The sequence below is a fragment of the Bifidobacterium amazonense genome, assembly GCF_018555435.2.
GTDB classification, from domain to species: domain Bacteria; phylum Actinomycetota; class Actinomycetes; order Actinomycetales; family Bifidobacteriaceae; genus Bifidobacterium; species Bifidobacterium amazonense.
This window is the reverse complement of sequence record NZ_JAFEJT020000006.1, coordinates 1-15,112: the sequence shown is the minus strand read 5'-3', so window position 1 is coordinate 15,112 and position 15,112 is coordinate 1. Positions and strand designations below refer to the sequence as shown.

Sequence of the window (15,112 nt, the reverse complement as noted above, 5' to 3'; positions counted from 1 at the left end):
GGCTACTGCCAGCTTCACTATGCCAACAATTTAAGCTTAGAGCTAACGAAGGCCATGACAGCCGTGATACGCCTCGCAGGCCCCTCACTGAGGGGGGCTCCCGGCGGAGCCGGGTGGGGGAGCTCCGCGGCGCGGATGCGCCGCCAATAAACAGTATCGCGCGAAGCGCGATTCCTTAGTGGCGGAAGTGGGCGAAGAACTCGCGGGTCTCCGGATCCTCGGATTCGTCCATCACCTGCTGCGGGGTGCCGTTCTCGGCGATGACGCCGTGACGCATCAGCACCACGCGATCGGCCGCGTCGTGCGCGAAGCTCATCTCGTGCGTGGCCATCAGAATCGTCGTGCCCTGCGACTTGAGTTCGGCGACCATGTTGAGCACCTCGCCGACGAGCATCGGGTCGAGCGCGGACGTGATCTCGTCGAGCAGCAGCAGTTCCGGGTCGGTCATCAGCGCGCGGGCGATCGCCACACGCTGCTGCTGGCCGCCGGACAGCTGGTCGGGATACGAGTTCGCCTTCGCGCGCATGCCGATACGATCCAGCAGCTCCAGCGCACGGGCCTCGGCGCGGTCGCGCTTCCAGTAATGCACCTTGATCGCGGCGAGCGTGACGTTCCTGAGCACCGACATGTGTGGGAACAGGTTGAACTGCTGGAACACGACGCCGATGCGCGCGCGGATCTTGTCCTGATTCGCCCGCGGGTCGGTGATGTCCGTGTCGCCGAGCCAGATCTGGCCGTCGTCGACCTGTTCGAGCAGGTTCACGCACTTCATCAGCGTGGACTTGCCCGAACCGGACGGGCCGAGCAGCGCCACGACCTCATGCTGCCTGACCTCGAACGAGATGCCGCGCAGCACCTGCGTGGAACCGAAGGACTTGCGAATGTTGTCGAGACGCAACACCGGCAGCTCGGCCGAGGTGACCAGTCCCTCGCCGAGCTCGACGGCGGCGTTTCGGGCGTTCCGCACCTGGACGTTCGTACCGTTCGCTCCGTTGTTCGCGATGCCGCTCATACCGTGCCTCCGCTCTGTTCGCGCCTGCGCAGACGCTCCGAATACCAGTCGTTCAACAGAATGAACGGCACGCTCATCAGAATGAACAGCAGGCTCGCCACCACATACGGCGTGAAGTTGTACGAGCTGGCCACTTCGATCTGCGCCGCGCGCACCGCATCCACCGCGCCCAGCACGGAGATGAGGCCGACGTCCTTCTGCATCGAGATGAAGTCGTTCATCAGCGCGGGCGCGACCTTGCGCAGCGCCTGCGGCACGACCACCAGCCACGTCGTCTGCCCGGCCGTAAGTCCCAGCGAACGCGCGGACGCGCGCTGCGACGGGTGCACGTCGTTGAAACCGGCGCGCAGCACCTCGGCCACGTACGCGCTGTAGCCCATGATCACGGCGATCGTGCCGAGCAGCGACGGGTCGATGCGCTGCTTGGTGAGCTGGAGTCCGGGGATGCCGAAGCCGATCAGATACAGGATGACGATCATCGGGATGCCGCGCATGACGGTCGTGTACAGCGCCGCCAACGCTCGCAGCGGGAACATGACCGGGCTTTTGCTGGTGCGCACGAGCGCGATGATCGTGGCGAAGATCGCGACGCCGATCACCGCGATGACGAGCACCTTGATGTTGAGCCACAGGCCGTCGAGCACGTCCGGGAACGATTTCGCGAAGTATTCGGCGGAGAAGAACGTCTGCTTGACGCGCGGCCAGCCGGGGGAGAGCTGGAGTCCGGTGACGATGATGACGGCCAGCACGATCGTGCTGACGAGACTCGTGACCACCGACTTGAGCTGTTGCGTGCGCCGGTAGGCACGACGGGAGAGTTCGACCTCGCTCACCGGCGGCTGCGCGGCCGCGACGGCGGGATCATGCGTGGATTGCGAATCGACCATAATCAAGGATTCTATTGCGAAGGCCGAACCGGTTCGCCCGGCCGCCTCCGCGATGCGAACGTACAATGCGAACGTGCGTCGCGGAAGCGACCCGGGCCGGTTCGGCCGTCTGTATATCGGATGTCGGGATGCGGCCGACTACTTGAGTTCGGTCAGATCGGTCGTGTACTCGGCCAGCCACTTGTCCTGCAGCTGCTTGAGCGTGCCGTCCGCGTTCAGATCGTCCACGGCCTTGGTGACGGCCGACGTGAGCTTGGAATCCTTCGGCAGCACGATGCCCAGGCCGTCCTTGTCCTCGGAGCCGGCGATGCGGCCGAGCACCTTGGCGTCCTTGACCTGCTCGGACTGGACCATGTACACGCTCTCGACCGTGTTGGTCACCAGCGCGTCGATCTGGCCGGCCTCAAGCGCCTGCGCGAGCGAGGCGTCGTCGTTGAAGGTCTGGATGTCGTCCTTGATCTTGTCCTTGACGATCGTGTACGCCTGCGTGCCGACCATGACGCCGATCACCGCATCCTTAAGATCGGCGAGCGACGTGGCGGACGCGAACTTGCCGTCCTTCTTGACGACGACCGACTGCGTGTCCTTGTAGTAGCCGGACGAGAAGTCGACGGCCTGCTTGCGCTCGTCGGTGATGCCGAACTGCTGGATGTTGAGATCCCAGTCCTTGGCGCCCGGGGCGATGGCCGAGTCGAACGTGGTGCGCGTCCAGACGACGTCGGACTTGTCGAAGCCGAGCTTTTCGGCCACGTCGTACGCGAGCGCGGCCTCGAAGCCCTCGCCGGACTCCGGCTTGTCGTTCATGACCCACGGCTCGTACGCCGGGTCGCCGGTGGCGATGGTGAGCTTGCCCGGGGTGACGGTCTGCTGCGTGATATCGGAGCTGTCGGCGTTGGAGCTTGCGTTGGCGTCGCTGTTGTTGTTGGACGAACCGCACGCCGCGGAGAACGCGAGCGCGACGGTGCTGACCGTGGCGACGGCCGCGCGGACAAGGCCCTTCTTGGTGAACATGATGGTTTTCCTCTCTATTCCTGAATCTGATCTGCGCGTTCGCGGCCTGACCATGCGGGATCGACTATGCGGGATCTGCACGGCATATGGGAATCGGCGGCCTGCGGTTTGGCGCATCGCGCCAATTCTACGGCCAGCCCATTACGGACGCGCGCCGAAGGCCATCGCCTTTGGCTATGGCGCGTTATCGGATCGGCGCCGGATCGGCGTCACTGCAGGGTGAAGCCGGCGAACGTGAATCCGGGGGAGACGACGCAGGAGACGAGCGCGTCGCCGGGGCCGGGAACGGTGCGCTGCCACACGCCGGCGGGGACGACCTCGTGACCGACCGGAGTTGCGGTCGGCACCGGACCGCCGGAAGCGAGGTCGGCCGATGCATGAGCCGAATCATCGTGTGCCTGATCGGCTGTATCAGTCGCACCGGCGTCCGCGATACCGGAACCGAGCACGATCGTCTTGATTCCGGCCGGATCGTCGGCCGGCTGGTCGCCGCTGCCGCCGAGTTCCAGCGTGACGGTCGCCGGGCCGTGCCACAGCCACAGTTCGTCCGCGTCGACCTTGTGCCAGGCGCTTGCGTCGCCCTCCGGCAGCAGGAAGTAGATCAGCGAGGCGAGCGGACGGTCGGCGGCCGGCTCGGGCGCGCCGATCGGCGACTGCCAGTCGCGCACGTACCAGCCGCCCTCCGGATGCGCCTCGAGTCCGAGCCGTTCCACGACGGAACGTGCGTATTCGCTCATGTTCTCCAATGCGATGCTCATATCGAAAACTCCTTGTGATTGATGGAAGCCGCCGAAACCGCCACGGCTCCGTACTCTCCACAAACCAACACGAAACGGCGTATAAGCGTTTGTCTGTGGAGAGTACGGGCATTACTGGTCGGAAACCAACGCAAAACGGCGTATAAGCGTTGGTTCGTGGGAGCTTGCCGGGGCTGCTGGCCATAAACCAACACGAAGCGGCGTATGAGCGTTGGTTTATGGAGAGCCGCCGGGGTTACTGGACAGAAACCAACGCCATGGTGACATTTTGCGTTGGTTCCTGGCCAACAGAGGATGGTGCGACCGGCCACTAGAACGCGCCGTCGTTGTAGACGACGCGGCCGGAGATGACGGTGGCGCGGTTGGTGCCGGCGCCGTGGCGGACGAGCTCCTCGAGCGTGTCCTCGATGCCGCGCGGCGTGGCCACGTACACGGGCACGTCGAAGAACGCGAGGTCGGCCATCGCGCCCGCGTTGATCTGGCCGATACGGCCCGCGCCGACGTGCATGCCGAGCTCCTGCGCGCCGCCGAGCGTCATCATGCGGATCAGCCGGTGCGACAGATCGTCGCCGGCATACCCTTGCTCGCGGGCCAGATCGTACAGCATCGCCACATCGTCGAGCACATCCAGGCTCGGCGAGCTCGACAGCGAATCCGTGCCGACCGCCAGCAGATTGCCTTCCTCCAGATACTCGCGGATCGGCGCATCGCGGCCGGTCACGGTGATCCTATTCGACCGCGGACACAGCGCGACGCCGACCCCGCGCTGGCGCAGGATGCGACGATCCTCCGCGTCGGCCCACACGCCGTGCGCGATATGCACGTCCGGGCCGAGCGAACCCAACTGGTCGAGGAACTGGATCGCGGACGCGCCCTGGCCCGCATCCTTGAGCTGCTGGTAGCTGGTCCAGTTCTCGTCGCGCCACGACGCCGCCGAATACGTGGACAACGTGCCTTCCGCGCCGTGTGCGCCGGCCTCCATCGGCGTTTCCGCCAAGTGGATGTGCAGACGCATGTCGAGCTGGCGCGCGATGTCCGGCAGATCCACGAACGGCGCGGTCTCCAGCGTGTACGGCGCGTGCGGGCTGATGCCCACGCTCGGCAGGTCCTCCGCGCGCATACGGCCCAAGTGACGCACGAGCTCGCGCACGCCGACCTTGCGCCACTCGTCGTTGCGCCAGTCCATCACCTCCCAGTAGGCCACGCCGTGCATGCCCTGCGAGGCGAGCGCGCCGGCCGCCTCCGGGTCGGTGACGATGTCGGCCGCGGCGGTGGTGCCCGCCTCGACCATCATGCGCGCGCCCTCTTCGGCCGACGCCTTCCAGTCGCCCTCCTCGCACAGCCGCTCGTACACCGGGTTGAAGCCGAGCTCCCAGTCGCGGAAGCTCTGGTACGTGCCGCGGCCCACCTCGGACATGTTCGTGTACTGCAGGTGCGTGTGCGCATTGATCAGGCCGGGCGTGATCACGCCATGCCAGTGATGCTCCTCAATGCGGGCGTTCGCGGCCATGTCCTGCCTGAGCGTGTCGAGCACCCAGCGTCGCGTGCCGACATGCACCACGCGGCTGCCGGACACGGCGATCGCGCCGTCCAGGATCACCGGGCCGGTCACGGGGATGATGAGCGGGGCGCTGTACAGCGTCACCTCGGTCAATGGCGCCGGATGCGCGGCCGCATACAGCGGGTCGAAATCGTCGGTTGTGGTCATGGTTCCTTTATACCGGTTGGTGGTGGCCGTCTCGAATGGCGGGGCGTGGCCGTGTCGTGCGGGCGCTCTCGGCGAGGATCGGCCGGGCCTGATGGGCCTGCCGGGCGCGCTGGACACGGTATGAGCGGAGACGCTGGGTTCGGATCCGGTGTCAGTTGGCGTCGGCGAAGCGGGTGAGCCGCCAGTCGTAGCCGTTGTCCGCGACGGCGTGGCTGGCCGACTGGCCGCGCACCGCAAGCGCGATGCGCGCGATGCGTCGATCGGATTCCGCATCGAGCCGGTGCAGGCCGGGGGAGAGCGGGGCGACCGCCATGCCGCGATGGGCGAGCAGATAGGCGACCGCGCTCGCCTGCACGGCAAAACTCAAGTCCATGATCTCGATCGGATTGCCGCCGCCGGCCGTGTAGTTGACGCCGTCGCCCTCCGCCAGCAGGGTGAGCGTCGGACCGTCCGGCACGGCGATCGTGCCGATGCTGCGCGCGTTGTCGTGACGGAAGTCGGGGATGTCGTCGAGCGCGATCTCGTTCGCGATGCCGCCGATCACCGACAGCACGGTCCCCTCGCGCATCAGACGCATATGCTCCAACGCGATCGTATGCCGTACGCCGGTCGCCGATATGACGAAGTCCGCCGCGGCCACGGCGTCGTCGATGTCCCGCGCGGCGAATCCGTCGAACACGGCTCTGAGCGCGGCCACCGGATCCGTGTCGCATACGGTCACCGTCGCGCCGAGCGCGCGCACACGCATCGCGAAACCGCGGCCCACCGGACCATAGCCGACCACGGCCACGCGCCGACCGTCGAAACAGTGCGCGCCGAGCAGCTCCTGCATCGTCGTCACGCAGGTCTCGCCGGTGCCGTGCACGTTGTCGAACCCGGTTTTGAGCACGCTGTCATTGACCGCGATCACCGGGAACGTGAGCGCCCCCGCGTCCTGCATGGCCTGGAATGCGCGCACGCCGCTCGTCGTCTCCTCGGCCACGCCGATGAAATCGTCGGCCAGCAGTGCGGGGCGGCGATCCGCGGCCAGACGAGCGAAGCTTGCACCGTCATCGATGATGATCTGCGGGCGGATCGTATCCAACAGCCGTAGCGCACCGGCCTGCGTCTCCTCGGGCGTCCAACGGACGTCCGCCTCCACGGCGATGCCTTCGCGGCGCAGCTGGTCGGCGACGCGCTGATCCGTCTCCGACGGGTCCGCGAACACTCCGACCGTCGCGCCGGCCGCGCGCAGCGTACGCAGCAGCACCGCGGTCTTCGGCTCCAGCACCAGGCATACGGCGATGCGAATCCCAGTGAAATCAACGGTTTGCCGCAGCTGCGACATCAGTGCGCGCAGCACGGCCATATGCGACTCGGCGTAGTCGATCGCATCCCCGCCGCTCAGTTCGCGCGCGTCCGGCACGTCGTCGCCGGGGCGGATGGGACGGGTCCCGGCCGCGTCGTCCGCGTCGGACACGTCGGACGCGTTGCCGATGGCATCCATATCGTCGTGAGCGACGATCATGCCCCACTGCGCGGCCGCATCGGCGAAACGCAACGATTGCGCCGAAGCGTGCATTGCATTGTCGGCCGTGCCGTGCGCCGCACCGGCCGTAGCATTATCTACCGTACCGTCCGCCGCATCCGCCACGTCGGTTGGCTGAACGCTCGGCACAGAGACCGTCATGCCGGCCAACGATCGGTTCGTCCGCTGCGAATACCATGCCGCCCACTCGGCGAATCCCGCACAATCATGCCCGGTCATGCCCAAACCTCCTTCAGGTCGTCCTGATCATGTCGAAAACCCTTATGGTACGAGACGTATCTTGCAGTTCTAGGTCGTCTGCGTGGATACGACGTCGAAAAACCCGTTTTCGGTATTCCCAAAACCGCTATTTTCCAATGATTGCGAATTCCACAGCGGTGCCGATACTCGCCGTGACGACCTAGAACTGCAAGATGTGCCCGACAACAGGCCGAAACCGGCTGCGTCATCGAGCGAAACAACCTGCGGTACCATGCTTCACCGGCCCAGCCCCAGCGTGGCCATCGCATCGGCCAGCGTGGACACCTCGACCAGGCGCAGACCGGGCACGTTGACCGGTCTGCGCGGCGACGGGCACACGGCGGTCGTGAACCCGAGCCGGGCCGCCTCGCGCAGCCGGTATTCCAGCCTCGGCACCGGCCGCACCTGACCGGTGAGCGAGATCTCGCCGATCGCGCACGTCGTACGCGGGATCGGCCGCGACTTCGCGGCGCTCGTCAGCGCGGCCACGATCGCCAGATCGCACGCCGGCTCCTTGGCGAGCCCGCCCGCGATCGTCGACACATACAGGTCGTTCGCCAGCAGATTCACCTTGCCGTGCCGGTACAGCACGGCCGTCAGCATCGCGATGCGGTTGGAATCCACGCCGTTGACCGCGCGCCGCGGCGTCGGCAGCACCGAAGCGGTGACCAGCGACTGGATCTCGATCGGCAGGCTGCGATGGCCGTCCACGGTGAACGTGACGCATGTGCCCTCCACCGGCGCGTCGGCAGTGTCGCCGCCCGGCGCGGACGCGGACAGGAACAGGCCCGACGGGTCGGTCACCTCCTCGATGCCCTCGCCGCTCATGTCGAAGCAGCCCACCTCATCGGTGGGGCCGAAACGGTTCTTCACCGCGCGCAGCATACGCAGCGCCGTGTCCGGATCGCCCTCGAACTGGCAGACCACGTCCACGAGATGCTCCAGCGTGCGCGGGCCGGCGATCGAACCGTCCTTGGTGACATGGCCGACCAGCAGGATCGGCACGTCGAGGCTCTTCGCCGAGTCGATCAGGGCGCTCGCCACCTCGCGCACCTGCGTGGAACCGCCGGAGATGCCGTCGACGTTCTGCGAGACGATCGTCTGCGCCGAATCGACGATCGCCAGCGCCGGCCGTTCCTGTTCGATGAGCCCGAGCACGGTCGCCAGATCGGTGGTGGAGGCGAGCAGCAGGTTGTCTTCGACCGCGTTGATGCGCGCGGCGCGCAGACGTACCTGTGCGGAGGACTCTTCGCCGGAGATGTAGAGGACGACGGGATTGGCGTGCGTGAGACCGATGCGCGCCGGGCTCTGGTGCGAACGCGCGTTTGCAGCATGGTCTCCGGTCGCGACGGAACCGTCGTTTGGGATGCCGTGCGCGACGAGCCGCGCGATGTTGCCGGCCGTCTCCAGCAACAGCGTCGACTTGCCGACGCCCGGTTCGCCGGCGACCAGCACGACCGAGCCGGGGACGATGCCGCCTCCGAGCACGCGGTCGAATTCGCCGAAGCCGGTCGGCATGCGCGTGACGGCGTCCGTGTCGACCTGCGTGATCGGCCGCGCCTGACTGCGTTCGGGGATGTCGCCGGCCGTGGTGCGCGCGGTGTGGCCGGGCGCGGCGGTGCGAGACTGCGCCGAGACGGCCGGCTTCGACTCGCGGAACTCCTCAATCGTGCCCCATTGGCCGCATTCGGGGCAGCGGCCGTACCATTTCGTGCCGCTCCAGCCGCATTCCGAGCACAGGTATTGCGTGGTCGTCTTTGCCATGGCTTCGACGCTATCGAGCTTCGGAGACAAGACGGGTGGCGAGATAGCGGCGACGGGGGGCGGCGAGCCGGCGATAAGACAGAGCGAGCCGGGAGCGGGGCGAGCCGGCGGCGGACTGGAGACGATGGAACTGCGGCGGGACGGCGATACCGGCATCAGGCGAATCGCGTAACGAGTCCCGCGTCGAATCAGGCGGCAAGTCGGATAACGAGTCATGCGGCTGTGAGAGAATGCGAACCATGTCGAACACTCAAACATCTTCCGTTTCGCCGTCCCACGGCAAGCTGATCGCCGTGGTGGTGGCCGCCGCATTGGTGATCGTCCTCGCCCTGCTGTCCGCCTTCGTGTGGCCGGGTTGGGCGTTGAACAAGGGCGGAAGCCAGTCGACCGCGCAGTCGTCGGGCACGAATTCGCAGTCCTCGTCGTCGGGCACGGACTCGAAGAAGGAAGAGGAAGAGCCGACCACGCCGAGCATCAAGGCCACGGCCCTGCCGGACAACGCGAGCGAGCTGCTCAAGGCGATGCCCGACAGCGTGCTCAACTACGCGCGCACCGCGGCCGCCGCGAGCACCACGTGGACCGCCGCGTCGCCGCTTGAGGAGTACACGCTCACGTATTCGACCGGCGACGAGGCCAAGGACGTGACGCTGATCGTCGCGCAGTGGTCCACCGCCGACAGCGCCAAGAAGCAGTACGATGCGCTCTCCGGCGCGCTCACCGGCACCGAACTGGGTAGCGGCACCGTGAAGGTGTCCGGTCAGGCGACCGGCAACTACGTGGCCAAGACCGATGCGAACGACGACACCAAGGCCGTCGCGGTGTGGCGCAACGATACGGTGGTCTTCCAGGCGACCGGCGTGAAGGCCGGCGTGGAGCGGTTCTACCCGAAGTTCCCGCTGTGATCCGGCGGTGCGGCGCGGCGGCGACGGCCGGCGTGCCGAGTGCCGCGACCTGTGCGGCGACACGTGCATGGGGTCGTGCGACGCCCCTCCCCGCACCCCGTCGGGACCCGCACGGGAGCCCGCTGACGGCCCGTGTGAGGAACGCCGGTACCATTCGTCTGCGAATGCGTGTACTATTGGGCAAGTTGACATCTTTTCGATACTTTAGGAACGGAGGCTGAGATGGGTTCGGTCATCAAGAAGCGCCGCAAGCGGATGAGCAAGAAGAAGCACCGCAAACTGCTGCGTAAGACTCGCCACCAGCGCAAGTAGTCTTCTCGCTCACTCGGTGAGCAACACGAAAGCCCCTTACGGATCGTTCCGCAAGGGGCTTTTACGTGTTCCGGAATGCGTCCGGGAATCAGATCACTTGTTGCCGTTGGTCATGACGCGCGGGCCGTTCGGGTCGCCGACGATGACCTTGTCGACCATGTTGAGGAACAGGCCGTGCTCCACCACGCCGACCGTGGTGATGAGGTCCTCGGCCAGATCCTGCGGGTGGTCGATGCGCTCGAGGTGCAGGTCGACGACGTAGTTGTTCTCGTCGGTGCGCACCGGCTTGCCTTCGGCGTCGAGACGCAGCACCGGCTTGTAGCCCTTGTCCTCGAACTTCTTGATGACATGGCCGGCGCCGAACGGGATGACCTCGACCGGCAGCGGGAACTTGCCGATGGTGTCGACGACCTTGGACTCGTCGACGATCCACACGATCTGGTTGGAGTTGGTGGCCACGATCTTCTCCCACAGGAGGGCCGCGCCGCCGCCCTTGATGCCGTTGAAGTTCTTGTCGACCTCGTCCGCGCCGTCGATGGTCACGTCGATGTGGTCCACGTCGTCGATGTCGACGATCTTGATGCCGTAGCCCTCGGCCTGCTCCTGCGTGCGGCGGGAGGTGGTCACGCCGGTGAACTGCAGGCCCTCCTCCTTGACGCGGCGGCCGAGCTCGTCGACCAGGAACCGCACGGTCGAACCGGTGCCCAGACCCGCGATCATGCCGTCGGTGACCAGCTTGGCGGCCTCGATGCCGGCCGCCTTCTTCAGTGCATCCTGCTGTGCCTTATCCATATGGCTCTCCTTCCACGGAAACGTCGCTTCGCGCTCGTCGCGCCAAGCTCGACTCCTATACTATCCGAGATGCGGCCGGCTGCCCGGGTGTGTCCATGCGATGTTTCATGGAGAGTTTCACGGTGTTCATGATTGCCGGATGACGAACGGCGCGTCCGTGAGCGTGAGATTGCCGTCGCCGTCCACCCAGCCCTCGACGACGATGCTGCCGCGGATGAGCCGTGGACGCCCGTCGAACGTCGGGCTCGACGACGGCGGGGGAGAGAACCGCAGCTCGCCCGACACGGTCAGTCCCGACGGCCGTGGCGCGGGCTGCGTGACGGCCGGCGACTGGGCCGTCCGGCCCGGCTGCGTCGGCCGGATCGGACGGGACGATCCGCGTGTTACGTCTTGCGCCGATCCGTCATCCGGTACCGTCGACGCGTCGCGTTCGGGATCGTCGTGCCGTTCGGCGGAGGACGACGTCGTGCCGTCCGACGCGTCGTCCGTACGGGAGAACTCGGTCGTCGCCGCGTCGAAGTCGGCCAGATCGTCCGGCACGCCCTCCGGTTCGGACAGGCGATCGGCCAGCGACGTGCGCGGTTCGTCCGCGTCGTCGTATCCGGACTCCTCGCCGCGGGCCAGGTGATAGTCCTTCGCGGAGATCAGCCCGTCCATCAGCATCCGCGCATCGGCCGGCACGTCCGTGCCCTTCGCGTACTCGGACGCGAGCAGCGACTCCCAGCCCTCCTTCGGCAGGTAGCCGTCGCGCACATGCGAACGGCAGTCGCCCGCATACGTGCGCGCCAGCTCGTCGACCTTCTCGTTGCCGGCGTTGCCCGCATGGCCCTTGACCCACACGAACCGCACCGAACCGGCGCGGGCGGACAGCTCCGCGTCGATCGCCTTGATGAGCGCCGCGTTCTTCACCGGCTTCTTCTGCGAGTTCTTCCAGCCGTTCTTCTTCCAGCCGTGCACCCACTTGGTCGAGCAGTTGATCGCGTACTGCGAATCGGTCTCGATCACCAGCGGCTCGGAGCCGGGGTGCGCGCGCAGCGCCTCGAGCACCGCGCACAGCTCGCCGATCTGGTTCGTGCCGTTCGTGGCGCCGCCCGCGTCGCAGTCGCTGCCGTGCTCGTGGCCGGGGCGTCCGCCCGCGTGCGGCACGTGGTCGGCCCAGGCCCAGCCCATCGGGCCGTTCGGGTTGCCGAGTGCGGATCCGTCCGTGGAAACTGTGATGGTCATGCGCCCCACCTTAGCCGGCTTGCCGGATGCCGGTCGGTCATGCTGCCGGTCACGTTGCCGTGCGTGCCGTTGCGCGCGCCGCCGTGCGTGCTGCCGCGCACGTTCGGAACGGGGCTCCGCCGACGGTTGAGGCCCGCATGTGCGCGCTCACGACACGGGGAGCGGGGCCGTGTAGGACTGGCGCGCTACGCTCGAGGGCGAAAAGGGGTGGAAACATGGGCAATAGACTGCAATCCCGCTCCCGTTGCGTGATCGCCGGGACCGTACTGCTTGCGTCGGCGGCCGTACTGTGCGTGTTCGCCCATTTCGCCGCGGCGGCGATGATGACGGCCGTCGCGATCGTCGTCGGCCTGTGTTCGCTGCGTGAATGCCGGATCTGCCACCGGTTCGCCGCATTGTCCCGCACCGCCGACTACGGCGCGATCTGCCCGGCCTGCCAGCGTCTGATCGCCGAAGGCCGCCAGCAGGAGCTGCTCGAGCGCCGTCTCGGTTGACGGATGGTCGATGGTCGATGGTCGCCGAGGTCGCACAACAACGGGCAGGCCGGTGGTGCCGTATCGGCGGCGGGCCGACGATGATGGACCGTGATGGGGTGGTTACTGATCGGCGTGGGCGGCGTGGGCGGCGTGGTTTGATCGATGTGGATGGCGTGGCCTGATTGGCGTGGCCGGATCGACATGGCCGGATCAACATGGTCTGATCGACATGGCCCCGATGATGGCCGAGTTATCCACAATCGTGTCATGGACGGTGACATCGCCGAACGCCGCGTTTCCCAAGAAAATCAAGGCGTGCGAGGCACCGTCGCGGAGTGTTCGACCACAGGGGTCGAATAATGCCCATCGGCGACGGGATATTCATTATGATCATCGCTATGAAACGGAGCATTGCGCTGAATGATCGTTGCAAGGCCGCGGAACGCCAACGGCTTTGCATATGGGCCGCGAACGACGCCGATCGGCGTATGCTTCGTCGGCGGTCGGAGGCCGGGGAGCTGGTTCGGGTGTTCGGCCGTTGCTTCGCTCGGGCCGATCAATGGAATGCCCTTGACCGTGTGGAACGGTATCGGCGCATCGTCCGTTCGTTGGCCGTCATGCATCCGAATTGGGTCTTTTGCGATATGACGGCCGCGGTGATGCAGGGCATCAGTGATTCGACAAGGCACCTGGACACGGTGCATATCGTTACGAGCCGGGAGCGGCATGTTCACGACTATGGTCAAGTACGGCATCACTATGTCAAGGACGATGCGTACGAGTTGGCCGATGGTGTGCGCGTCACGCCACTGGAGCGCAGTGCGTTCGACTGTGCGCGTAGGCTGCCGTTCCCGGATGGTCTCGCCGTGATTGAAGCCGTATTGCGTCTTGGCCTGCGCGGAAAACCCGATCTGGAGGAGTCGTTCGCTTCAATGCTCGGATATCGTCGTGCCGCGGCTCGGAAGGTGCTTCGATACGCATCCGGAAGGACGGAGAACGGTGGCGAGGCGTATTCGCTGGGCGTGATGATTGAGGAACGGTATATGGTGCCTCTTCTGCAGGAGGAGATCATCGATCAGTGCGACCTGTCTCGCGTATACCGGGTGGATTTTGCTTGGCGTACCGAGGACGGACGTCTTATCGTCGGCGAGCTTGACGGACAGGTGAAATACCGTGATCCCGCGATGTATCGTAACGGCAGCCTTCCTGATACGGTCATTGCGGAGAAGCAGCGTGAGGAGAGGATTCGGCTGGTTGCCGATGACATGTTCCGGTTTTCGTTCGGTGATGCGCTGCGTCGTGATCCGCTGCTGAGGAAGATGGACAAGGCCCGGGTTCCGCGGGGTTGTTGATGATTGGTTGCTGGTGACGGATGCCTGTGACAGGCCGATGCCTGTGACAGGCCGGATACGGGTTGTGCCGTGAAGTGTCTTGTGGAATGTCTTTGTGGGATGTCCTGGAATCTGCCGAAATACCTGAAATGTACGGGTTATGCCCACGATAGGTGTGGAGAGGAACGGCGGAAGGGGGACGGGATTTGACGTTGTGGGTATAGACGGGACCTTTGCGGATGCTGCTGGCGGTGTAGAGTCCGAAGAATCCGGATAATTCACCGGATTGTGGGTATGAACGGTATATAACGTTCGTTGGATCGTGGGTGATTACGGACGTTGTGGGCATAGACCGGTCATGTAGAGCCTCCGGAAGGTCCGTTCATGGTAGGTCTATGCCCACAACCGGATTGGGGCTTTGGATGGGCGGTCGGGTGTCGGTCGAGGCCTTATGAATGTTGGACACCCGGAGAATACGATGATCCCCGCCACCGTGGGATGCGGTGACGGGGATCGTGTCGTTATGTGTACGGATATGCGCCGGTGATGAGGTGATGATAAGGCCGTGTTCCGAGACATGATCTATGTTCCGGGACACGGCCGCGTCACCCGAGACGTGTCATCGGCCTGACTTCGTCACTTGGGCCGATGACACGCCATATCACTCGGACAGGGCCTTGTCGACGACCTCGGTGGCCTCGGCGAGCACCTTGTCGAGCGCCTCGGGGGACTCGAAGGACTCGGCGTACACCTTGTAGATGTTCTCGGTGCCGGACGGGCGGGCCGCGAACCAGTTGTCCTTGGTGGTGACCTTCAGGCCGCCGATCTTGGCGTGGTTGCCCGGCGCCTCGGTCAGCTTGGCGGTGATGTCCTCGCCGGCGAGCTGGGTGGCGGTCACGTCGTCGCCGGACAGCTTGGCGAACTTCTGCTTCTGCTCGAGCGTGGTCGGCGTGTCGACGCGCTTGTACCAGCTTTCGCCGAAGCGCTCGACCTGCTCCTGATGCAGCTGGGCCGGGTTCTTGCCGGTCTTGGCGGTGATCTCGGCGGCCAGCAGGTCGGGGATCAGGCCGTCCTTGTCGGTGGTCCACACGCGGCCGTCGCGGCGCAGGAAGCTCATGCCGGAGCTCTCCTCGCCGCCGAACGCGACCTCGCCGCTGAACAGCGGGT

The 15,112-nt window shown here is 65.8% G+C and carries 13 protein-coding genes and 1 pseudogene; 4 read left to right on the top strand and 10 right to left on the bottom strand.

Translation table 11 applies throughout. The annotated features are described in order from the left end of the window. Positions 1–175: 175 nt before the first annotated feature. From JS533_RS02485 to JS533_RS02455, 7 genes are all read right to left on the bottom strand, one after another. Positions 176–1,012: an amino acid ABC transporter ATP-binding protein gene (locus JS533_RS02485; protein ID WP_241512973.1), complete on the bottom strand. Its 837-nt coding sequence runs from the start codon at positions 1,010–1,012 to the stop codon at positions 176–178. Further along, the gene (locus JS533_RS02480; protein ID WP_241512972.1) at positions 1,009–1,899 is read right to left on the bottom strand and encodes an amino acid ABC transporter permease; all 891 of its coding nucleotides are present in this window, start codon (positions 1,897–1,899) and stop codon (positions 1,009–1,011) included. The genes JS533_RS02485 and JS533_RS02480 overlap by 4 nt, the downstream gene beginning before the upstream one ends. 138 nt (positions 1,900–2,037) lie before the next feature. Further along, on the bottom strand, positions 2,038–2,910 hold the full coding sequence (locus JS533_RS02475) for an ABC transporter substrate-binding protein (RefSeq protein ID WP_241512971.1): 873 nt from the start codon (positions 2,908–2,910) through the stop codon (positions 2,038–2,040). A 209-nt stretch (positions 2,911–3,119) separates the two neighbouring features. Continuing rightward, positions 3,120–3,668, bottom strand: coding sequence for a cupin domain-containing protein (locus tag JS533_RS02470; RefSeq protein ID WP_241512970.1), 549 nt, complete (start codon positions 3,666–3,668; stop codon positions 3,120–3,122). 310 nt (positions 3,669–3,978) lie between these two features. Further along, positions 3,979–5,376, bottom strand: coding sequence for an amidohydrolase family protein (locus JS533_RS02465; protein ID WP_241512969.1), 1,398 nt, complete (start codon positions 5,374–5,376; stop codon positions 3,979–3,981). A gap of 151 nt (positions 5,377–5,527) precedes the next feature. Then, the gene (locus tag JS533_RS02460; RefSeq protein ID WP_241512968.1) at positions 5,528–7,123 is read right to left on the bottom strand and encodes an adenosylhomocysteinase; all 1,596 of its coding nucleotides are present in this window, start codon (positions 7,121–7,123) and stop codon (positions 5,528–5,530) included. A 258-nt stretch (positions 7,124–7,381) separates the two neighbouring features. Then, on the bottom strand, positions 7,382–8,908 hold the full coding sequence (locus JS533_RS02455) for a DNA repair protein RadA (protein WP_241512967.1): 1,527 nt from the start codon (positions 8,906–8,908) through the stop codon (positions 7,382–7,384). 239 nt (positions 8,909–9,147) lie between these two features. On the opposite strand from JS533_RS02455, the gene JS533_RS02450 reads away from it, so the two are divergent. Next, entirely contained in the window at positions 9,148–9,810 is a 663-nt protein-coding gene (locus tag JS533_RS02450; protein WP_241512966.1) for a hypothetical protein, read from the top strand. Between the two features lie 222 nt (positions 9,811–10,032). Then, positions 10,033–10,122, top strand: a complete 90-nt coding sequence (locus JS533_RS02445; protein WP_004268639.1) for a 30S ribosomal protein bS22 — start codon at positions 10,033–10,035, stop codon at positions 10,120–10,122. Between the two features lie 93 nt (positions 10,123–10,215). Here the strand turns inward: JS533_RS02445 and rpiA are convergent, their stop codons facing one another. Next, positions 10,216–10,914, bottom strand: coding sequence for a ribose-5-phosphate isomerase RpiA (gene rpiA, locus JS533_RS02440; RefSeq protein WP_241512965.1), 699 nt, complete (start codon positions 10,912–10,914; stop codon positions 10,216–10,218). 126 nt (positions 10,915–11,040) lie between these two features. Further along, on the bottom strand, positions 11,041–12,138 hold the full coding sequence (locus JS533_RS02435) for a ribonuclease H family protein (RefSeq protein ID WP_241512964.1): 1,098 nt from the start codon (positions 12,136–12,138) through the stop codon (positions 11,041–11,043). 215 nt (positions 12,139–12,353) lie between these two features. Here JS533_RS02435 and JS533_RS02430 point away from each other — a divergent pair, with 215 nt between their 5' ends. Together JS533_RS02430 and JS533_RS02425 are read left to right on the top strand one after the other, a co-directional pair. After that, the gene (locus tag JS533_RS02430) at positions 12,354–12,632 is read left to right on the top strand and encodes a hypothetical protein (protein ID WP_241512963.1); all 279 of its coding nucleotides are present in this window, start codon (positions 12,354–12,356) and stop codon (positions 12,630–12,632) included. A 380-nt stretch (positions 12,633–13,012) separates the two neighbouring features. Then, positions 13,013–13,966, top strand: a complete 954-nt coding sequence (locus JS533_RS02425; protein WP_241512962.1) for a type IV toxin-antitoxin system AbiEi family antitoxin domain-containing protein — start codon at positions 13,013–13,015, stop codon at positions 13,964–13,966. A 640-nt stretch (positions 13,967–14,606) separates the two neighbouring features. Here JS533_RS02425 and JS533_RS02420 read toward each other — a convergent pair. Then, positions 14,607–15,112: pseudogene (locus JS533_RS02420) on the bottom strand (phosphoglucomutase, alpha-D-glucose phosphate-specific); the annotation flags it as partial.

What these genes read in the sequence shown, in the direction of transcription:
- JS533_RS02430 (WP_241512963.1), top strand. Translation starts at nt 12,354, where the DNA reads ATGGGCAATAGACTGCAATCCCGCTCCCGTTGCGTGATCGCCGGGACC.
- JS533_RS02470 (WP_241512970.1), bottom strand. Translation starts at nt 3,668, where the DNA reads ATGAGCATCGCATTGGAGAACATGAGCGAATACGCACGTTCCGTCGTG.
- JS533_RS02445 (WP_004268639.1), top strand. Translation starts at nt 10,033, where the DNA reads ATGGGTTCGGTCATCAAGAAGCGCCGCAAGCGGATGAGCAAGAAGAAG.
- JS533_RS02465 (WP_241512969.1), bottom strand. Translation starts at nt 5,376, where the DNA reads ATGACCACAACCGACGATTTCGACCCGCTGTATGCGGCCGCGCATCCG.
- JS533_RS02450 (WP_241512966.1), top strand. Translation starts at nt 9,148, where the DNA reads ATGTCGAACACTCAAACATCTTCCGTTTCGCCGTCCCACGGCAAGCTG.
- JS533_RS02435 (WP_241512964.1), bottom strand. Translation starts at nt 12,138, where the DNA reads ATGACCATCACAGTTTCCACGGACGGATCCGCACTCGGCAACCCGAAC.
- JS533_RS02485 (WP_241512973.1), bottom strand. Translation starts at nt 1,012, where the DNA reads ATGAGCGGCATCGCGAACAACGGAGCGAACGGTACGAACGTCCAGGTG.
- JS533_RS02475 (WP_241512971.1), bottom strand. Translation starts at nt 2,910, where the DNA reads ATGTTCACCAAGAAGGGCCTTGTCCGCGCGGCCGTCGCCACGGTCAGC.
- JS533_RS02455 (WP_241512967.1), bottom strand. Translation starts at nt 8,908, where the DNA reads ATGGCAAAGACGACCACGCAATACCTGTGCTCGGAATGCGGCTGGAGC.
- rpiA (WP_241512965.1), bottom strand. Translation starts at nt 10,914, where the DNA reads ATGGATAAGGCACAGCAGGATGCACTGAAGAAGGCGGCCGGCATCGAG.
- JS533_RS02480 (WP_241512972.1), bottom strand. Translation starts at nt 1,899, where the DNA reads ATGGTCGATTCGCAATCCACGCATGATCCCGCCGTCGCGGCCGCGCAG.
- JS533_RS02425 (WP_241512962.1), top strand. Translation starts at nt 13,013, where the DNA reads ATGAAACGGAGCATTGCGCTGAATGATCGTTGCAAGGCCGCGGAACGC.
- JS533_RS02460 (WP_241512968.1), bottom strand. Translation starts at nt 7,123, where the DNA reads ATGACCGGGCATGATTGTGCGGGATTCGCCGAGTGGGCGGCATGGTAT.